15 protein-coding genes are annotated in these 16,145 nt (G+C 54.7%); 8 read left to right on the top strand and 7 right to left on the bottom strand.

What is annotated here, in order from left to right:
- The first annotated feature begins 7 nt into the window (after nucleotides 1–7).
- Genes OGY37_RS19130 through hycI form a run of 4 tightly spaced genes read left to right on the top strand, consistent with a single transcriptional unit; the run spans nucleotide 8 to nucleotide 2,187 of the window.
- On the top strand, nucleotides 8–550 hold the full coding sequence (locus OGY37_RS19130) for a formate hydrogenlyase complex iron-sulfur subunit (protein WP_003825918.1): 543 nt from the start codon (nucleotides 8–10) through the stop codon (nucleotides 548–550).
- Complete coding sequence (hycG, locus tag OGY37_RS19125) at nucleotides 550–1,317, top strand: formate hydrogenlyase subunit HycG (protein WP_003037388.1); 768 nt, start codon at nucleotides 550–552, stop codon at nucleotides 1,315–1,317. The genes OGY37_RS19130 and hycG overlap by 1 nt, the downstream gene beginning before the upstream one ends.
- The gene (locus OGY37_RS19120) at nucleotides 1,314–1,724 is read left to right on the top strand and encodes a formate hydrogenlyase maturation HycH family protein (protein WP_003037385.1); all 411 of its coding nucleotides are present in this window, start codon (nucleotides 1,314–1,316) and stop codon (nucleotides 1,722–1,724) included. Before hycG ends, OGY37_RS19120 begins: the two co-directional genes overlap by 4 nt.
- Nucleotides 1,717–2,187 (top strand): hydrogenase maturation peptidase HycI, encoded by a 471-nt coding sequence (hycI, locus tag OGY37_RS19115; RefSeq protein ID WP_003037382.1) that lies wholly within the window; start codon nucleotides 1,717–1,719, stop codon nucleotides 2,185–2,187. Before OGY37_RS19120 ends, hycI begins: the two co-directional genes overlap by 8 nt.
- A gap of 55 nt (nucleotides 2,188–2,242) precedes the next feature.
- Here hycI and OGY37_RS19110 read toward each other — a convergent pair whose 3' ends face one another.
- The 3 genes from OGY37_RS19110 to ascF all read right to left on the bottom strand — a co-directional run bounded on the left by OGY37_RS19110 (nucleotide 2,243) and on the right by ascF (nucleotide 5,556).
- Nucleotides 2,243–2,482: a SymE family type I addiction module toxin gene (locus tag OGY37_RS19110; RefSeq protein ID WP_003037379.1), complete on the bottom strand. Its 240-nt coding sequence runs from the start codon at nucleotides 2,480–2,482 to the stop codon at nucleotides 2,243–2,245.
- A gap of 172 nt (nucleotides 2,483–2,654) precedes the next feature.
- The gene (locus tag OGY37_RS19105; RefSeq protein WP_149281322.1) at nucleotides 2,655–4,079 is read right to left on the bottom strand and encodes a 6-phospho-beta-glucosidase; all 1,425 of its coding nucleotides are present in this window, start codon (nucleotides 4,077–4,079) and stop codon (nucleotides 2,655–2,657) included.
- A gap of 22 nt (nucleotides 4,080–4,101) precedes the next feature.
- Nucleotides 4,102–5,556 (bottom strand): PTS cellobiose/arbutin/salicin transporter subunit IIBC, encoded by a 1,455-nt coding sequence (ascF, locus tag OGY37_RS19100; protein WP_148361558.1) that lies wholly within the window; start codon nucleotides 5,554–5,556, stop codon nucleotides 4,102–4,104.
- Between the two features lie 264 nt (nucleotides 5,557–5,820).
- Here ascF and OGY37_RS19095 point away from each other — a divergent pair, with 264 nt between their 5' ends.
- The 3 genes from OGY37_RS19095 (at nucleotide 5,821) to hypF (ending at nucleotide 9,909) form a co-directional block, all read left to right on the top strand.
- On the top strand, nucleotides 5,821–6,834 hold the full coding sequence (locus tag OGY37_RS19095) for a LacI family DNA-binding transcriptional regulator (RefSeq protein ID WP_286621566.1): 1,014 nt from the start codon (nucleotides 5,821–5,823) through the stop codon (nucleotides 6,832–6,834).
- A 145-nt stretch (nucleotides 6,835–6,979) separates the two neighbouring features.
- Nucleotides 6,980–7,525: an electron transport protein HydN gene (hydN, locus tag OGY37_RS19090; RefSeq protein ID WP_003037366.1), complete on the top strand. Its 546-nt coding sequence runs from the start codon at nucleotides 6,980–6,982 to the stop codon at nucleotides 7,523–7,525.
- Nucleotides 7,526–7,668: 143 nt separating this feature from the next.
- Nucleotides 7,669–9,909, top strand: a complete 2,241-nt coding sequence (hypF, locus tag OGY37_RS19085; RefSeq protein WP_286621563.1) for a carbamoyltransferase HypF — start codon at nucleotides 7,669–7,671, stop codon at nucleotides 9,907–9,909.
- Nucleotides 9,910–10,069: 160 nt separating this feature from the next.
- On the opposite strand, the gene norW is transcribed toward hypF, so the two are convergent.
- Nucleotides 10,070–11,203, bottom strand: a complete 1,134-nt coding sequence (gene norW / locus OGY37_RS19080; RefSeq protein ID WP_048215690.1) for an NADH:flavorubredoxin reductase NorW — start codon at nucleotides 11,201–11,203, stop codon at nucleotides 10,070–10,072.
- Nucleotides 11,200–12,648 carry an anaerobic nitric oxide reductase flavorubredoxin gene (gene norV, locus OGY37_RS19075; RefSeq protein WP_008785624.1) on the bottom strand — a complete coding sequence of 483 codons (1,449 nt, stop codon included), beginning with the start codon at nucleotides 12,646–12,648 and terminating at the stop codon, nucleotides 11,200–11,202. The genes norW and norV overlap by 4 nt, the downstream gene beginning before the upstream one ends.
- Nucleotides 12,649–12,839: 191 nt before the next feature.
- Here norV and norR point away from each other — a divergent pair, with 191 nt between their 5' ends.
- Nucleotides 12,840–14,360, top strand: a complete 1,521-nt coding sequence (norR, locus tag OGY37_RS19070) for a nitric oxide reductase transcriptional regulator NorR (RefSeq protein WP_286621561.1) — start codon at nucleotides 12,840–12,842, stop codon at nucleotides 14,358–14,360.
- Here the strand turns inward: norR and gutQ are convergent.
- Both gutQ and srlR read right to left on the bottom strand, forming a co-directional pair.
- The gene (gene gutQ / locus OGY37_RS19065; protein WP_003825938.1) at nucleotides 14,357–15,322 is read right to left on the bottom strand and encodes an arabinose-5-phosphate isomerase GutQ; all 966 of its coding nucleotides are present in this window, start codon (nucleotides 15,320–15,322) and stop codon (nucleotides 14,357–14,359) included. The genes norR and gutQ overlap by 4 nt on opposite strands.
- Nucleotides 15,315–16,088, bottom strand: a complete 774-nt coding sequence (gene srlR, locus OGY37_RS19060) for a glucitol operon DNA-binding transcriptional repressor SrlR (RefSeq protein ID WP_003037350.1) — start codon at nucleotides 16,086–16,088, stop codon at nucleotides 15,315–15,317. Before srlR ends, gutQ begins: the two co-directional genes overlap by 8 nt.
- Nucleotides 16,089–16,145: the final 57 nt, after the last annotated feature.

Below are 16,145 nucleotides of genomic sequence, written 5' to 3'. Positions count from 1 at the left end.
AATCGCCATGTTTACCTTTATCAAAAAAGTCATCAAAACCGGGGCGCCGACGTCGTCGTATCCGCTGGAGCCGATTGCGGTCGATAAAAACTTCCGTGGCAAACCGGAACATAATCCGCAGCAGTGCATCGGCTGTGCGGCCTGTGTGAATGCGTGCCCGTCGAACGCGCTGACGGTAGAAACCGATCTGGTCACCAATGAGCTGGCGTGGCAGTTCAACCTTGGGCGCTGCATTTTCTGCGCCCGCTGCGAAGAAGTCTGCCCGACAGCGGCAATCAAGCTGTCGCAGGAGTATGAGCTGGCGGTGTGGAAGAAAGATGATTTCCTGCAGCAGTCTCGTTTTGGGCTGTGCAATTGCCGCGTATGTAACCGTCCGTTTGCGGTGCAAAAAGAGATTGATTACGCCATTGCGCTGCTTAAGCACAACGGTGATACCCGCGCGGAAAATCACCGTGAGAGCTTTGAGACCTGCCCGGACTGTAAGCGCCAGAAATGTCTGGTGCCGTCTGACCGTATTGAACTGACTCGCCATATGAAAGAGGCCAGCTGATGAGCAATTTATTAGGCCCACGTGACGCCAACGGTATTCCGGTACCGATGACGGTGGATGAATCCATTGCCAGCATGAAAGCGTCGCTGCTGAAAAGCATTAAGCGTTCAGCGTATGTTTACCGCGTGGACTGCGGCGGCTGCAACGGTTGCGAAATCGAAATCTTTGCCACGCTTTCTCCGCTGTTTGATGCCGAACGTTTTGGCATCAAAGTCGTACCGTCACCGCGCCATGCGGATATTCTGCTGTTTACCGGCGCGGTAACTCGTGCCATGCGCTCTCCGGCGCTGCGTGCCTGGCAGTCTGCGCCAGATCCGAAAATTTGTATCTCTTACGGTGCCTGCGGTAACAGCGGCGGTATCTTCCACGACTTATACTGCGTATGGGGCGGCACGGACAAAATCGTACCGGTGGACGTGTATATTCCTGGCTGTCCGCCGACGCCTGCGGCAACGCTGTACGGTTTTGCCATGGCGCTGGGTCTGCTGGAGCAAAAAATTCACGCGCGTGCGCCGGGTGAACTGGACGAACAGCCGGCGGAAATTCTGCATCCGGACATGGTTCAGCCGCTGCGCGTGAAAGTGGATCGCGAGGCTCGCCGTCTGGCGGGATACCGCTATGGTCGCCAGATTGCTGATGACTATATGACGCAGTTAGGGCAGGGCGAGCATCAGGTGGCGCGTTGGCTGGAAGCGGAAAACGATCCGCGTCTGACCGAGATCGTCACGCATCTTAACCATGTTGTCGAAGAGGCGCGTATCCGATGAGTGAAACGGTGGTGTTCAGTCAACTGAGCCGTAAGTTTATTGATGAGAACGATGCGACGCCCGCTGAGGCGCAGCAGGTTGTCTATTACAGCCTGGCGATTGGTCACCACCTTGGGATCATCGATTGCCTGGAAGCGGCGTTAACTTGTCCATGGGACGAATATCTGGCATGGATTGCTACCCTTGCTGAGGGAAGCGAAGCCCGCCGGAAAATGGAAGGCGTGCCAAAATACGGCGAGATCGTTATCGATTTCAACCATGTGCAAATGCTGGCGCGTGCGTTCGATGATGCGCGTGCCGTGCAGACCCCGCAGCAGCAGGAGTGGAGCAAGCTGATGCTTAGCATGCTGCACGACATACACCAGGAAAGCGCCATCTATTTGATGGTGAGGAGACACCGTGACTGACGTTTTATTATGTGTGGGTAACAGCATGATGGGCGATGACGGCGCGGGCCCGCTACTGGCTGAAATGTGTGCTGCAAATCCTCAAGGCAACTGGGTTGTCATCGACGGCGGTAGCGCGCCGGAGAACGATATTGTCGCCATCCGCGAGCTGCGCCCGCAACGTTTGTTGATTGTTGATGCCACCGATATGGGGCTGAACCCAGGCGAAATCCGCATTATCGATCCCGATGATATTGCCGAGATGTTCATGATGACCACCCACAACATGCCGCTGAACTACCTGGTAGATCAGCTGAAAGACGATGTTGGTGAGGTAATTTTCCTCGGCATTCAACCGGACATCGTCGGTTTTTACTACCCGATGACACAGCCGATCAAAGATGCGGTTGATACCGTCTATCAGCGATTAGCCGGTTGGGAAGGACACGGTGGATTCTCCGAGCTGGAAGCGCCAGAAGAGTAAGCTGTATCAGTGCCGGATGTGAACGACATCCGGCCTGTTTCCCCTGCGTTCCTCGTCATTCAATTGCCTGCTCAATAATTAATTTCCCCTGCATCACTGATACATTCACTGCCGTACCGGTCGGAAATCCAGCTTGTTCCAGCCAGTCGCCGTTCAGCGTGAGCGAGGCGTGGCGACTGATTCGTCGCGTGTAACCCGTTTTTGGATCTTCATGGCGTTTCCTGACATAGCTGACTTTCAAGCGACGTACCGGTTTGGTGATTACCTCTGCTGATTTGCCCTTTTTATCAAACATGCACGCTTCCTTGTGGTGAACGGCCAGGATTAAAAACTACTGAATAAAATGCCAGTAAAAAAGGATGAGGGCAAACCTGAAACTGGAAGGACGATTCCACATCTGGAATGTAATAAATGAAATGAAAAAATGTACTTCTGCCGGAAGGCTGTAACCCCCTCCGGCAGAGCTTTCATGCCAGATCTGCGCCGTTGCTGGCGATGACTTTTTTGTACCACCAGAATGATTTCTTACGGGTGCGCGCCAGCGTGCCGTTGCCCGCGTCATCGCGGTCCACATACACAAAACCGTAGCGTTTGCTCATCTCACCGGTTGAGGCAGAAACCAGATCGATACAGCCCCAGGTGGTGTAACCCATCAGCGGCACGCCATCTTCAATCGCGTCTGCCATGGCGCGAATATGTTCGCGTAAATAGCTGATGCGATAGTCGTCATTGATCTCACCGTTAGCGTCAATTTCATCCTTCGCCCCCAGCCCGTTTTCAACCAGAAACAGCGGCTTCTGGTAGCGGTCATACATCATATTCATGGTGATGCGCAGGCCGAGCGGATCGATTCCCCAGCCCCATTCGCTGGCGGCAATGTACGGATTCCGCAGCGACTTCACCACGTTGGCAGCACTGGTATTGCCCGTGTTCATTTCAGCGGAGGCGCAGCGCGATGCGTAATAACTGAACGAGACGAAATCGACGGTGTTTTTCAGGATGTCGTCGTCTTCCGGGGCTTTTTCGATTACCACGCCTTTTTCGCGAAACACGCGGGCAGAGTAAGCCGGGTAGGCCCCGCGCGCCTGCACATCAATAAAGAACAGGTTTTCGCGGTCTTTTTCCAGCGCGGTCCACACATCTTCCGGCTTACATGAATAAGGATAAAAATTACCGCCAGCCAGCATACAACCGACCTGGTTTTGCGGATTAATTTCATGGGCTATTTTAGTCGCCAGGGCGCTGGCTATCAGTTCGTGGTGAGCGGCCTGATATTTCACCTGATCCTGATTTTCTCCTTCTTCAAATACCAGCCCGGCGCCTGAAAAGGGGCTGTGCAGCATAATGTTGATTTCGTTGAACGTCAGCCAGTACTTCACCAGACCGTCAAAGGCCTCGAAGCAGGTACGGGCGTAGCGGGTAAAGAACTCCACCATTTTGCGGTTACGCCAGGAGCCGTACTCGGTGACCAGATGCATAGGCACATCGAAGTGACACAGCGTGACTAATGGCTCAATACCGTATTTTTTACACTCGGCAAACACGGCTCGATAAAACGCTATGCCCTCTTCATTCGGCGTCAGCTCATCGCCGTTAGGGTAGAGGCGACTCCAGGCAATGGAAGTACGAAAAACCGTAAACCCCATTTCCGCCATCAGCGCAATATCTTCTTTATAGCGATGATAAAAGTCGATCGCCTGATGGCTGGGATAAAATTCGTCATCCCGCAGTGCAAAGCGCTTTTCCTGACCCAGCTTGACGGGCATGCGGTGTGTGCCGTGGGGGATCATATCGACGGTAGTCAGCCCTTTGCCGCCTTCCCGGTATGCCCCTTCAGACTGGTTGGCGGCCAGTGCGCCGCCCCATAAAAATCCTTGCGGAAAAACAGACATAATTAACCTCAGTTCATACCAGTCAAATGCTGGCTCCATTGATATTGCCCGGCTGTGCGGCCTGGTTTTTTCTGGCCTGCGCGGCTGCATCTTCGACAGGAATATCTTCAAAGCCGAGAATCAGTGTTAATACAAAGGAAAGCACTACCGCCAGCGCCATCACGCCAAATACCCAAACGATGGTCATCGGATTGGCCGGATCGAAAAACTGGACGCTGGTGAACAGGCCTGGAGCCGCCATGGAGTGGCTTGCAAGCCCGGCCATTCCGGCAACGGCACCGCAGATAAAACCGCTGATAAGGCTCGCAATCAGCGGACGTTTCAGGCGGATTGCCACGCCATACAGCGCGGGTTCGGAAATGCCCGCCATGATGGCTGAGGCGGCTGCCGCTAACGCAGTCTGGCGCAGCTCCGGGTTTTTGGTTTTCCATGCCACTGCCAACGATGAACCACCTAACGACAAATTGGCGCCGATTTCCGACGGCATCACCATGCCTTCTTTTCCGGTTTCTGCAATGGTCTGAATAATGGTTGGCGTAAAGACGCGGTGCATACCGGTCATTACCAGCAGCGGCCACAGCGCGCCCATAATGGCCACCGACAGCCAGCCGAGATAGCCGTGAATGGTATAGACCAGCGCTGAAATCGCGCTACCGATCCAGATACCGATCGGGCCAATGATGACGATGGCTAGCGGGGCGGCGATCAGCACGATCAGCATCGGTTTGAGGAAGTTTTTGGTCACCGCCGGAGTTATACGATCGACCCAACGTTCGATGTATGACAAGCACCAGGTCATGACCAGCGCCGGGATCACCGTGTAGGTGTATTTCACCGCCGTCACCGGGATCAGGGCAAACTCAACGTGCTCACCCTGCGCGGCCTTCGCCATCAGGTCGATAAAGCTGGGATGCACCAGTACGCCCGCGATGGCGATAGCCAGCGACATGTTGGTTTTGAATTTGATAGCGGCCGACGCGGCGACCATCAGCGGCAGGAAGAAGAATGCGCCGTCACCGATAACGGTCAGAATGGTGAGCGTGGACGATCCTTTCACCAGCACGCCAGTCATTTCCAGAACCATCGCCAGCAGCTTGAGCATTGATCCGCCGATAATCGCCGGGATCAACGGCGACATAGTGCCGATCAGCGCATCAAGGATCCCCGCGCCAATCCGCTTCAGCGTCAGTTGGGGTTTGATTTGCGGCTCAGCAGGCTGCATGTTGGCAGGCAACAGGCTGACCACTTCACGATACGCCTGCGAAACGGTGTTGCCGATAATCACCTGACACTGGTTCTCGTTACGCACCACGCCGAGCACGCCAGTGAGGGTTTTCAGCGTAGCACTGTCGACCAGCGAGTCATCTTTGAGAACGAAACGCAAACGGGTCATACAGTGGGTCACTGCTGTGATGTTGTCAACGCCTCCCAGAGCCGTCACAACGGAGCGCGCCAGCGCTGCATAATTCTTGGACATCGGATTTAATCCTGTTTTATCAGTAGAGTACGTTATGTTTTATCCGTTTACGTGGGTCGCTTTTCTGAGTTGATGAAACGCAGATAGGAAACCGGTTCCACAAAATCATGTTTAAATTGAATTAAATGATCAAGATTTAATCTTGATCATTTTTTGTAATTGTGACTCCGATCACCAGATGTCAGCGTCTGCGATTTAGCAGCAAGGACAGCGGCAAAACGGTGAAGTACACTGCGTCACATTGAGAGAAAAGGGATGAGTAATATGACCACGATGCTGGAGGTGGCGAAGCGTGCTGGGGTGTCGAAAGCGACGGTTTCCCGGGTGCTTTCCGGGAACGGCTATGTCAGCCAGGAAACCAAAGACCGCGTGTTTCAGGCCATTGAAGAGAGTGGTTACCGCCCAAATTTGCTGGCGCGCAGTCTGGCGGCGAAAACCACGCAGACGCTGGGTCTGGTGGTAACGAATACCCTTTATCACGGCGTCTATTTCAGCGAGCTGCTGTTTCATACCGCGCGGATGGCGGAAGATAAAGGACGCCAGCTGTTACTGGCTGACGGTAAGCACAGCGCAGAGGAAGAGCGCCAGGCGATCCAGTACCTGCTCGACCTGCGCTGTGACGCGATTATGATTTATCCGCGTTTTCTCAGCGTGGATGAGATAGACGATATCATCGATGCCCACAGCCAGCCGATTATGGTGCTTAATCGACGCCTGCGGAAAAACAGTAGCCACAGCGTATGGTGCGATCAAAAGCAGACCAGCTTCAACGCCGTTACTCAGCTCATTGCCGCCGGGCATAAAGAGATTGGTTTTATTACCGGCTCGATGGATTCTCCAACCGGCGTGGAGCGACTTTCAGGCTATAAAGACGCGCTGGCACACCATGGTCTCGCGCTAAATAATGATCTGATTGTTAAAGGGAAATGGACGCCAGCCTGCGGCGCCGCGGGTGTGGATACTTTGCTTTCGCGCAAGGTCAATTTTACCGCATTGGTGGCCAGCAATGACGATATGGCGATCGGCGCGATGAAGCAGTTGCATGAGCATGGCGTGAGCGTTCCCGCACAGGTGTCGGTGATTGGCTTTGATGATATCGCCCTCGCGCCATACACTATTCCGGCGCTTTCCAGCGTTAAAATTCCGGTAACCGAAATGATTCAGGAAACGATTGGGCGCCTGATCTTTATGTTAGGTGACGGGGCGTTTACGCCGCCAAAGACCTTCACCGGTGAACTCATTGCGCGCGACTCAGTTGCGCCGCCCGTTTCGCGCTGACGGCTGTCATGTGTCATCGTCACTAGTGACGATGACACGCTCTTCTTGCGTTCTTCAAAATAAAACTCTTTTAATAACAATAAATTAAATTCTGGCACGATTTGTGTATGTTTCGGCAGATATTCTGTCATTGCTGGAGAAATTGATGAACCGTTTCATCATTGCAGACGCCAATAAATGCATTGGTTGCCGTACCTGTGAAGTGGCCTGCGTGGTATCCCATCAGGATAACCAGGACTGCGCATCGCTGACCCCTGAAACCTTTTTACCCCGCATTCACGTCATCAAAGGCGTTAATGTCTCCACGGCGACGCTGTGCCGCCAGTGTGAAGACGCGCCGTGCGCTAACGTCTGCCCGAACGGTGCGATCAGCCGTGATAAAGGCTTTGTCCACGTAATGCAGGAACGCTGCATTGGCTGTAAAACCTGCGTTGTGGCTTGCCCTTATGGTGCAATGGAAGTGGTTGTGCGTCCGGTTGTGCGTAACAGCGGCGCGGGTCTGAACGTCCGTGCTGAAAAAGCTGAAGCCAATAAGTGCGACCTGTGCCACCATCGTGAGGCCGGTCCTGCCTGTATGGAAGTGTGCCCGACTCACGCGCTGATATATGTGGATCGCAATAAGCTTGAGCAACTTAGCGCGGAAAAACGCCGTCGCGCCGCGCTGGATTCCACCGCATCTTTGCTGTTCTGATATCTGAAAATCCGCGTAAAATACGGTAGTACTTATGCCGGATGGCGACTTCGCCTTATCCGGCCTACTGTTCGCATCCACGTAGGCCTGATAAGCGTAGCGCCATCAGGCAAACCGGGATAAATGACTGCGGGAACGACTTAATGACAATAAACAACCACTCCGGCGTACAGCTGCGTATTCGCGGCAAGGTACAGGGCGTCGGATTTCGCCCCTACGTCTGGCAACTGGCGCAGCGGTTACAACTGCATGGCGATGTGTGTAACGACGGTGACGGTGTGGTTGTGCGCTTACAGGAAGATCCAGCGGAATTTATTGCGCAGTTGCATCAACACTGCCCCCCGCTGGCGCGCATTGACAGCGTTGAGAGCGAACCATTCGCCTGGACGCAGCAGCCTGCCGATTTCTCGATTCGTCAAAGTGCTGGCGGCACGATGAATACGCAAATTGTTCCGGACGCCGCGACCTGTCCCGAATGCCTTGTTGAAATGAACACCCCCGGCGAACGTCGTTACCGATACCCCTTTATCAACTGCACCCACTGTGGTCCGCGTTTTACGATTATCCGCGCCATGCCCTACGATCGTCCGTTTACCGTAATGGCCTCATTCCCTCTCTGCGCGCAATGTGACAAAGAGTATCGCGATCCGTACGACCGTCGCTTCCACGCCCAGCCAGTGGCTTGTCCGGCATGCGGCCCTCATCTGGAGTGGTTCTGTGCGGGTGAGCGGGCGGAGAAAGAAGAGGCGCTGCAGGCGGCGGTATCGCGGCTGAAAGCTGGCGGTATTGTGGCGGTTAAAGGCATTGGTGGGTTTCATCTGGTGTGCGATGCGCGAAATGATAACGCCGTAGCGCTACTCAGACTGCGCAAACATCGTCCGGCGAAACCTCTGGCAGTGATGCTGCCTGGCGATGACGGACTACCTGAACCCGCTCGTTGTTTGCTGACTACCCCTGCTGCGCCGATCGTGCTGGTGCAGAAACGCTATGTCGCTGCATTGAGCGAGAGCATTGCGCCGGGGTTAACGGAGGTTGGCGTCATGCTGCCAGCGAATCCGTTACAGCATTTACTCTTACAAGAGATGAATTGTCCGCTGGTGATGACCTCTGGCAACCTCAGCGGCAGGCCTCCGGCCATTACCAACGCCCAGGCGCTGGAAGATTTACACGACATTGCCGACGGTTTCCTGCTGCATAATCGCGAAATTGTGCAGCGGATGGATGACTCCGTGGTGCGCGACAGTGGGGAAATGCTGCGTCGTTCCCGGGGTTATGTGCCGGATGCGGTTGCACTACCACCAGGATTTCGCGACGTGCCGCCGATGCTGTGCTTAGGGGCGGATCTGAAAAATACTTTCTGTCTGGTCCGTGGTGAACAGGCGGTTATCAGCCAGCATTTGGGCGATCTCAGCGATGACGGCATTCAGCAACAGTGGCGTGATGCGCTACGCCTGATCCAGAACATTTATGACTTTACGCCGCAGCGTATCGTACATGACGCGCATCCTGGCTATGTTTCCAGCCAGTGGGCCAGTGAAATGGAGCTGCCAACTGAAACGGTGCTGCATCACCATGCGCATGCCGCTGCGTGTCTTGCGGAGCACGGCTGGCCGCTCAATGGCGGTGATGTGATTGCTCTGACGCTAGACGGTATCGGTATGGGGGAAAACGGTGCGCTGTGGGGTGGGGAGTGTTTGCGGGTTAACTATCGTGAATGTGAACACCTTGGCGGCTTACCGGCGGTAGCGCTGGCGGGCGGCGATCTGGCGGCAAAACAGCCGTGGCGTAACCTGCTCGCGCAGTGCCTGCGTTTTGTTCCTGACTGGCAGCGTTATCCGGAAACATCAGCGCTGCAACATCAAAACTGGAACGTGCTGGCGCGCGCTATTGAACGGGGAATTAACGCTCCGTTGGCTTCATCGTGCGGACGACTGTTTGATGCCGTTGCCGCCGCGTTGCAATGTGCACCGGAATCGTTGAGTTATGAGGGTGAAGCGGCCTGCGCGCTTGAGGCGATGGCATCGCAATGTGATGGTGTTGATCACCCAGTCACGGTGCCGCTTGATGACACTCAGCTGGACTTAGCGGTTTTTTGGCAACAATGGCTGAACTGGCAGGCCAAACCAGCAGAAAGGGCATGGGCGTTTCACGACGCGCTGGCGTGTGGGTTTGCCACTCTGATGCGAAAGCAGGCCGAAGCGCGCGGGATTAAGACGCTAGTATTCAGTGGTGGCGTGATGCATAACCGCTTATTGTCGGCCCGTCTGGCGTTTTATCTGCGTGATTTTACCTTACTGTTCCCGCAGCGTTTACCGGCGGGCGACGGCGGGTTGTCATTGGGGCAGGGCGTGATTGCCGCGGCGCGAGCGTTGGCGCAAAAATAAAAAAAGCCCCGGGACTGGCGGGGCAAGAAAAACATGTCGGGGCATACCGACAAGTGGCAACGCACATCCATGTACGTGAGGTTAATAAATCAGTAGCAGCGTTGCCGGGCAGGTCGTAGGCCGGATAAAACGCGAAGCGGCGCCATCCGGCATCACAGACTTACACGGGCAACGTTTTCAGTAGTGCAAAGGCCTCTTTCATGCGGTCTTCACTGACGACAAACGCACACAGCTGGCCTTCGTCGTTCATCCCTCTGGCGACCATTCCCTGCGCTTCGGCGGCGATGTGCCAGTTCAGATCGCGGCGCTGGGTTTCCCCGGCCAAATGCAAAGGCAGTTCTGGCGTTTTGACTTTTACCAGCATGGCTGGCAGTTTCAATGGTGCATTGCCGCCGAGCAGATTTTTCGCCAGATACATGGCGCTCAGCTGAATCGGCTGCAGGAACGGGAGCACCTGACCGTTAATCTCCGCACAGTCGCCGAGAGCATAAATGTCCGGGTGGCTGGTTTGCAGGTAGCTATCGACGCAGACACCACGATTGATGTTCAATCCGGCGCGACGCGCCAGCGCGGTCTCCGGGCGTAAGCCGGTTGCAGCGATCACCGCATCGACTTCTACGCTGCGGCTACGATCGAGCGTGGCACGAATACCTGACGCCGTTTTCTCCAGCCCCTGAAGCTGTGATTTCAGCAGCAGGTGTACGCCCATATCGGTCAGACGATGCTGTAAGCGACTGCTGACTTCCGGCGGCATCAGCGAAGCCAGAATGCTGGCGGCGTTGTCGATAAGCGTTACCGCTTTACCGGCACGACAAAAATCCATCGCTAATTCACTGCCAATCAAGCCGCCGCCGACAATCAGCACCCGCTGGGCGTCACGCAGCTGCGTTTCACAAGCGCGATACTCTTGTTGGCTGTTCAACGTGAGCATTAACTCACGTCCGGTAACCGGCGGTACAAAGGCTGAAGCGCCCGTCGCCAGCACCAGCTTGTCGTACTGCCACTGCTGATCCTGGCTTTTCACTACGTGGGCATCAGCATCGATGTCGGTTACCCAGGTGTGCGGGAACAGGCGCAAATTAAACTGTTCGGCAAACTCCCCCGCCGACTGGCGGGTGAGGTCGTCTGCACGCTGTGACTGACTGATAACATGGCTGAGATCGGGCTTGTTGTACTCATCCATGCTGTCCGCAGCAATCAAGGTCAGCGGGACATTTGCATCCTGCTTACGGATATTTTTGACTAACTGGCGGGCGGCGAAGCCCGAACCAATAATGACAATTCCGCGGCTCATTTTGCCTCCGTTGCCAGTACGTCGAAGACGTCTTTACCTAATGAACATTCTGGACACAGGAAGTTATCCGGCACGTCGCTCCACGGTGTACCCGGCGCGACATCCTGCAGCGGTTCACCTTTTGCCGGGTCGTAAATCCACTGGCACACGCTGCACTGCATGCTAGGGCCAAGATCGGCGGCAGCCGCAGCGGCGCAAGCGCACTCTTCTTCTTTGGATGCGGCTTTCACGGTTGTTTCCGGCAGTGGAGCAAGCGCCCACTGACGCGCGATTTCACGGCCGTGCTGGCGGCACAGTTCCAGTGCATCCAGGTCCGGACGCCATTTCGCCTTCAGGCTCAGTGACATTTCGAAACCAGCATCTTGCAAACGCGTGGACAAACGGTCTACTGCACCGCCGCTCCAGCCGTGTGAGCCAAAGGCGCTGGCGCGTTTGTTACGAAAACGCAGGCCGGTCATCTCTTCCACCAAACCGGCGATTTTTGGCATCATCACGTTGTTCATCGTCGAAGTACCGACCAGCACGCCTTTAGAGCGGAATACGTTAGTCAGAACTTCGTTCTTATCGCTACGGGCGACGTTAAAGATTTTCACCGCCACGTTCGGGTCAACTTCGTTGATGCCCTGGGCAATGGCGTCGGCCATCATGCGAGTGTTGTTGGACATGGTGTCGTAGAAAATGGTGATGCGGTCTTCCTGGTAATCCGCTGCCCATTTCAGGTACATTTCCACGATTTGCGTCGGGTTGTCGCGCCATACCACGCCGTGGGAAGTCGCAATCATATCGACAGGCAGGTTAAAGCCGAGGATCTCAGTAATTTTCGGTGTAACCAGACGGCTGAACGGCGTCAGAATATTGGCGTAGTAACGCTGGCACTGTTCGAACAGTTCGGTTTGGTCAACTTCATCGTTAAACAGACGTTCGTCGCAGTAGTGCTGACCGAAGGCGTCGTTACTGAACAGTACCGCGTCGCCGGTCATGTAGGTCATCATGCTGTCAGGCCAGTGCAGCATTGGCGTTTCAACGAAGATCAGCTGTTTGCCGTTACCAATGTCCAGTGAATCACCGGTTTTCACCACGTTGAAATTCCACTCCGGGTGATGGTGATGCCCGTTGATAGAGTCAATGGCGTTGGCTGTGCAGTAAATCGGCGTATCCGGGATGCAGGACATCAGCTCGGTCAGCGCCCCGGCATGGTCTTCTTCCGCGTGGTTAATGATGATGTAGTCGATATCCGCGAGGTCAATTTCACTGCGCAGGTTCTGTACGAATTCACGGCTAAACTTGTGGTCTACTGTATCGATCAGGACATTTTTTTCTTCACGGATGAGATAGCTGTTGTAGCTGCTGCCGCGCAGCGTTTTGTATTCAGTCCCGTGGAAATCACGAACTTCCCAGTCACGTTGGCCAACCCAATGAATGTTATTTTTAACCAGAATAGACATAGCAACCTCAGTAATTAATTCAGAGTTTTTCTAAAAAAGATGTTTTGCTTATTGCAGGTTGCGTGCCAACTTTTTATTTTATTGATTTTAATTGGTTTATTGTTTTCTGCTTATAAAGTGGTAGTCAAAATGACTATTCATTTTATTGTCAATATGACAATATGAATTGTCAAAATGACAATGAGGTAGTCATGAGCTTTTCCGTAGACGTGCTGGCGGGCATCGCCATTGAATTACAAAGCGGTATTGGGCATCAGGACCGTTTTCAACGCCTGATAACCACCTTGCGTCAGGTGCTGGAGTGCGATGCGTCGGCATTGCTGCGCTATGAGTCGCGACAGTTTATTCCGCTGGCGATCGATGGGCTGGCGCAGGATGTTCTCGGCAGGCGCTTTACTCTGGAAGGGCATCCGCGTCTGGAGGCGATTGCCCGCGCCGGAGACGTGGTTCGTTTCCCTGCCGACAGCGATTTGCCAGACCCGTATGATGGTCTGATTCCGGGGCAGGAGAGTCTGAAGGTGCATGCCTGTATTGGGCTACCGTTGTTCGCCGGTCAAAATTTGATTGGTGCGTTAACTCTGGATGGCATGGAGCCCGATCAGTTCGATGTTTTCAGCGATGAGGAGCTTAGGCTGATTGCCGCGCTGGCGGCGGGCGCGCTGAGCAATGCGCTGCTGATTGAACAACTGGAAAGCCAGAATATGCTGCCAGGCTCATCAACGGCTTTTGAGCAGGTGACGGAAGCCCAGATGATTGGCCTGTCGCCCAATATGATGCAGTTGAAAAAAGAAATTGAGATTGTGGCGGGGTCCGATCTCAACGTGCTGATTAGCGGCGAAACAGGGACCGGGAAGGAGCTGGTGGCTAAAGCTATCCATGAAGGTTCGCCGCGCGCGGTGAATCCACTGGTGTATCTGAACTGTGCGGCGTTGCCGGAAACCGTAGCCGAAAGTGAGCTGTTTGGTCACGTAAAAGGCGCATTTACCGGGGCTATCAGCAATCGTAGCGGTAAGTTTGAAATGGCCGACAATGGGACGCTGTTTCTCGACGAGATAGGCGAACTCTCGCTGGCGCTACAGGCTAAGCTGCTGCGCGTATTGCAGTACGGCGATATTCAGCGCGTGGGTGACGATCGCAGCCTGCGCGTGGATGTGCGGGTGCTGGCGGCGACGAACCGTGATTTACGCGAAGAGGTGCTGGCCGGGAATTTCCGCGCGGATTTGTTCCACCGTCTGAGCGTCTTCCCCCTTTCTGTACCGCCTCTTCGCGAGCGCGGCGAAGATGTGGTGCTGCTGGCCGGCTATTTTTGCGAGCAATGCCGACTGCGGCTGGGTCTTTCCCGCGTGGTGCTAAGCCCCGGCGCGCGTAGTCATCTGCTGAATTACGGCTGGCCCGGAAATGTGCGCGAGCTGGAACATGCCATTCACCGGGCGGTTGTTCTGGCAAGGGCTACCAGGGCAGGTGATGAAGTGGTGCTGGAGACGCAGCATTTTGCCCTGCAGGACGAAGGTCCGGCTTCGCAGGCGGCGGAAGTTGTTGCGGAGATCCCGCAACATCACAATCTGCGTGAAGCAACAGAGTCGTTCCAGCGGGAGATGATCCGCCGGGCATTGGTGCAAAATAATCACAGTTGGGCGGCAAGTGCGCGGGCGCTGGAAACAGACGTCGCCAACCTGCACCGGCTGGCGAAACGTCTGGGTCTGAAGGATTAGATAATACCGGCCTGATAAAAATCCTGCAGGTTGATAGCACCGGTGAGTTTACCGTTTTCATCGACCACCGGTGCGGCAGTGATTTTACGCTTCATCAGGATCTCTTTGGCGTCAATCGCGCGGCTCTGCGCCTGTAGCGTAATGCCATTCTGAGTCATAGCTTCGCTAACCTGGGTGGTAAGCGCTCCGCCGCCAACCAGCCAGCGGCGCAGGTCGCCGTCGGTAAAGACCCCTTTCACCAGTGACTGATCGTCGCAGACCGCGACCAGGCCAAGACCCGTGCGGCTGAGTTCCAGCATCGCGTCCATCACGCTGGTGGTGAGCTTCACCTGAGGTATGGCATCGTCACGGCGCATCAGATGATGCACTTTATTCAACAGACGAGCGCCCAGCGCACCTGCCGGATGTGAGCGGGCAAAATCTTCTTCGTTAAAGCCGCGCGCCTGCATTACGGCGATCGCCAGCGCGTCGCCCATCATCAACGTATTTACGGTGCTGGACGTCGGTGCCAGGCGCATCGGACAGGCTTCGCGCTCAACGGAAATATCCAGCACGGCTTTGGCTGCCAGACCCAACGGTGAGGTCGGTTTTCCGGTCATTGCCAGCAGTGCGACGGATTTGTCTTCCAGGCGTGGGATGATGAGGTCCAGCTCTTTCGCACCGCCGGAGTAGGAGATAAACAGCATGACATCACGGCTTTCGATCATCCCTAAGTCGCCGTGCAGCGCTTCCGCCGGATGCACAAAAAAGGCGGGTGTGCCGGTACTGGCGAGGGTCGCCGCAATTTTTTTGCCAATATGACCTGATTTACCAATACCGGAGACAATGACTTTGCCTTCACAGTGGATAATCGTATTGGCGGCGCGGACAAAATCATCGCCCAGGCGTTCTGGCAGTCGGCTGGCTTCCTGTAGTTCCAGCATTAACGTCTGACGGCCCGCGTTCAGTAGTGCATCACTCATTGGTTTCTCCGGTTATGATCACTTCAATCCCTTTTGCTTCCAGCGCCTGACGAAACGCAGGGTCGATGCCCGCATCGGTAATCAGCTTGTCGACGCTTTCCAGACTGCATACAACATTAGGGCTTTTGCGCCCAAATTTTGACGAGTCAGCCATCAGAATCACTTCGCGAGCGGCATTGCACATCGCTTTACTGACGCTAAACACCTCATTAAAGGTGGTCACGCCGGCATTGAGGTCAATGCCGTCGGTGCCCATGAAGAGTTTATCAAAGCTGAACTGCTCAAAGGCGTTTTCTGCCAGCTGACCGTGAAATGACGCAGATTTTTTGCGAAAGGTCCCGCCGGGCATCAGGATAGTTTGCTCGTTGTCCAGCTCCGAAAGGGCGTTAACAATGTGCAGACTGTTGGTCATGACGGTGATGTTGCTAAAGCGCGTGAGCATCGGCACCATCTGCAGTACGGTGCTACCCGCATCCAGAATAATAGAGTCGCCATCGTGTATAAAACGGACGGCGGCTTCGGCAATCTGCTCTTTTTTATGCGTATTGATTAGCGTTTTGTGATCGATTGGCGGGTCGGATTCGTCTTTATTTAATACTACGCCGCCATAGGTACGAATGACGGTTCCGGCATTTTCCAGAATGACCAGGTCTTTGCGAATGGTCGTGCCGGTCGTGTCAAAGTAGTGGGCCAGTTCTTCAACCGAGCATTTTCCCTGCTTTTGCAGATGCTCCAGTATGGCAGCCTGACGCTGACGAGGTTTCATAGGCGTGATTACCCTGACTTAATAAGTTGCAAAATGATAATTTCGCAAGCTATTAGC

The sequence above is a fragment of the Citrobacter sp. Cpo030 genome, from assembly GCF_030333005.1.
Classification (GTDB): domain Bacteria; phylum Pseudomonadota; class Gammaproteobacteria; order Enterobacterales; family Enterobacteriaceae; genus Citrobacter; species Citrobacter portucalensis.
This window is presented reverse-complemented; position numbering and strand designations above follow the sequence as displayed.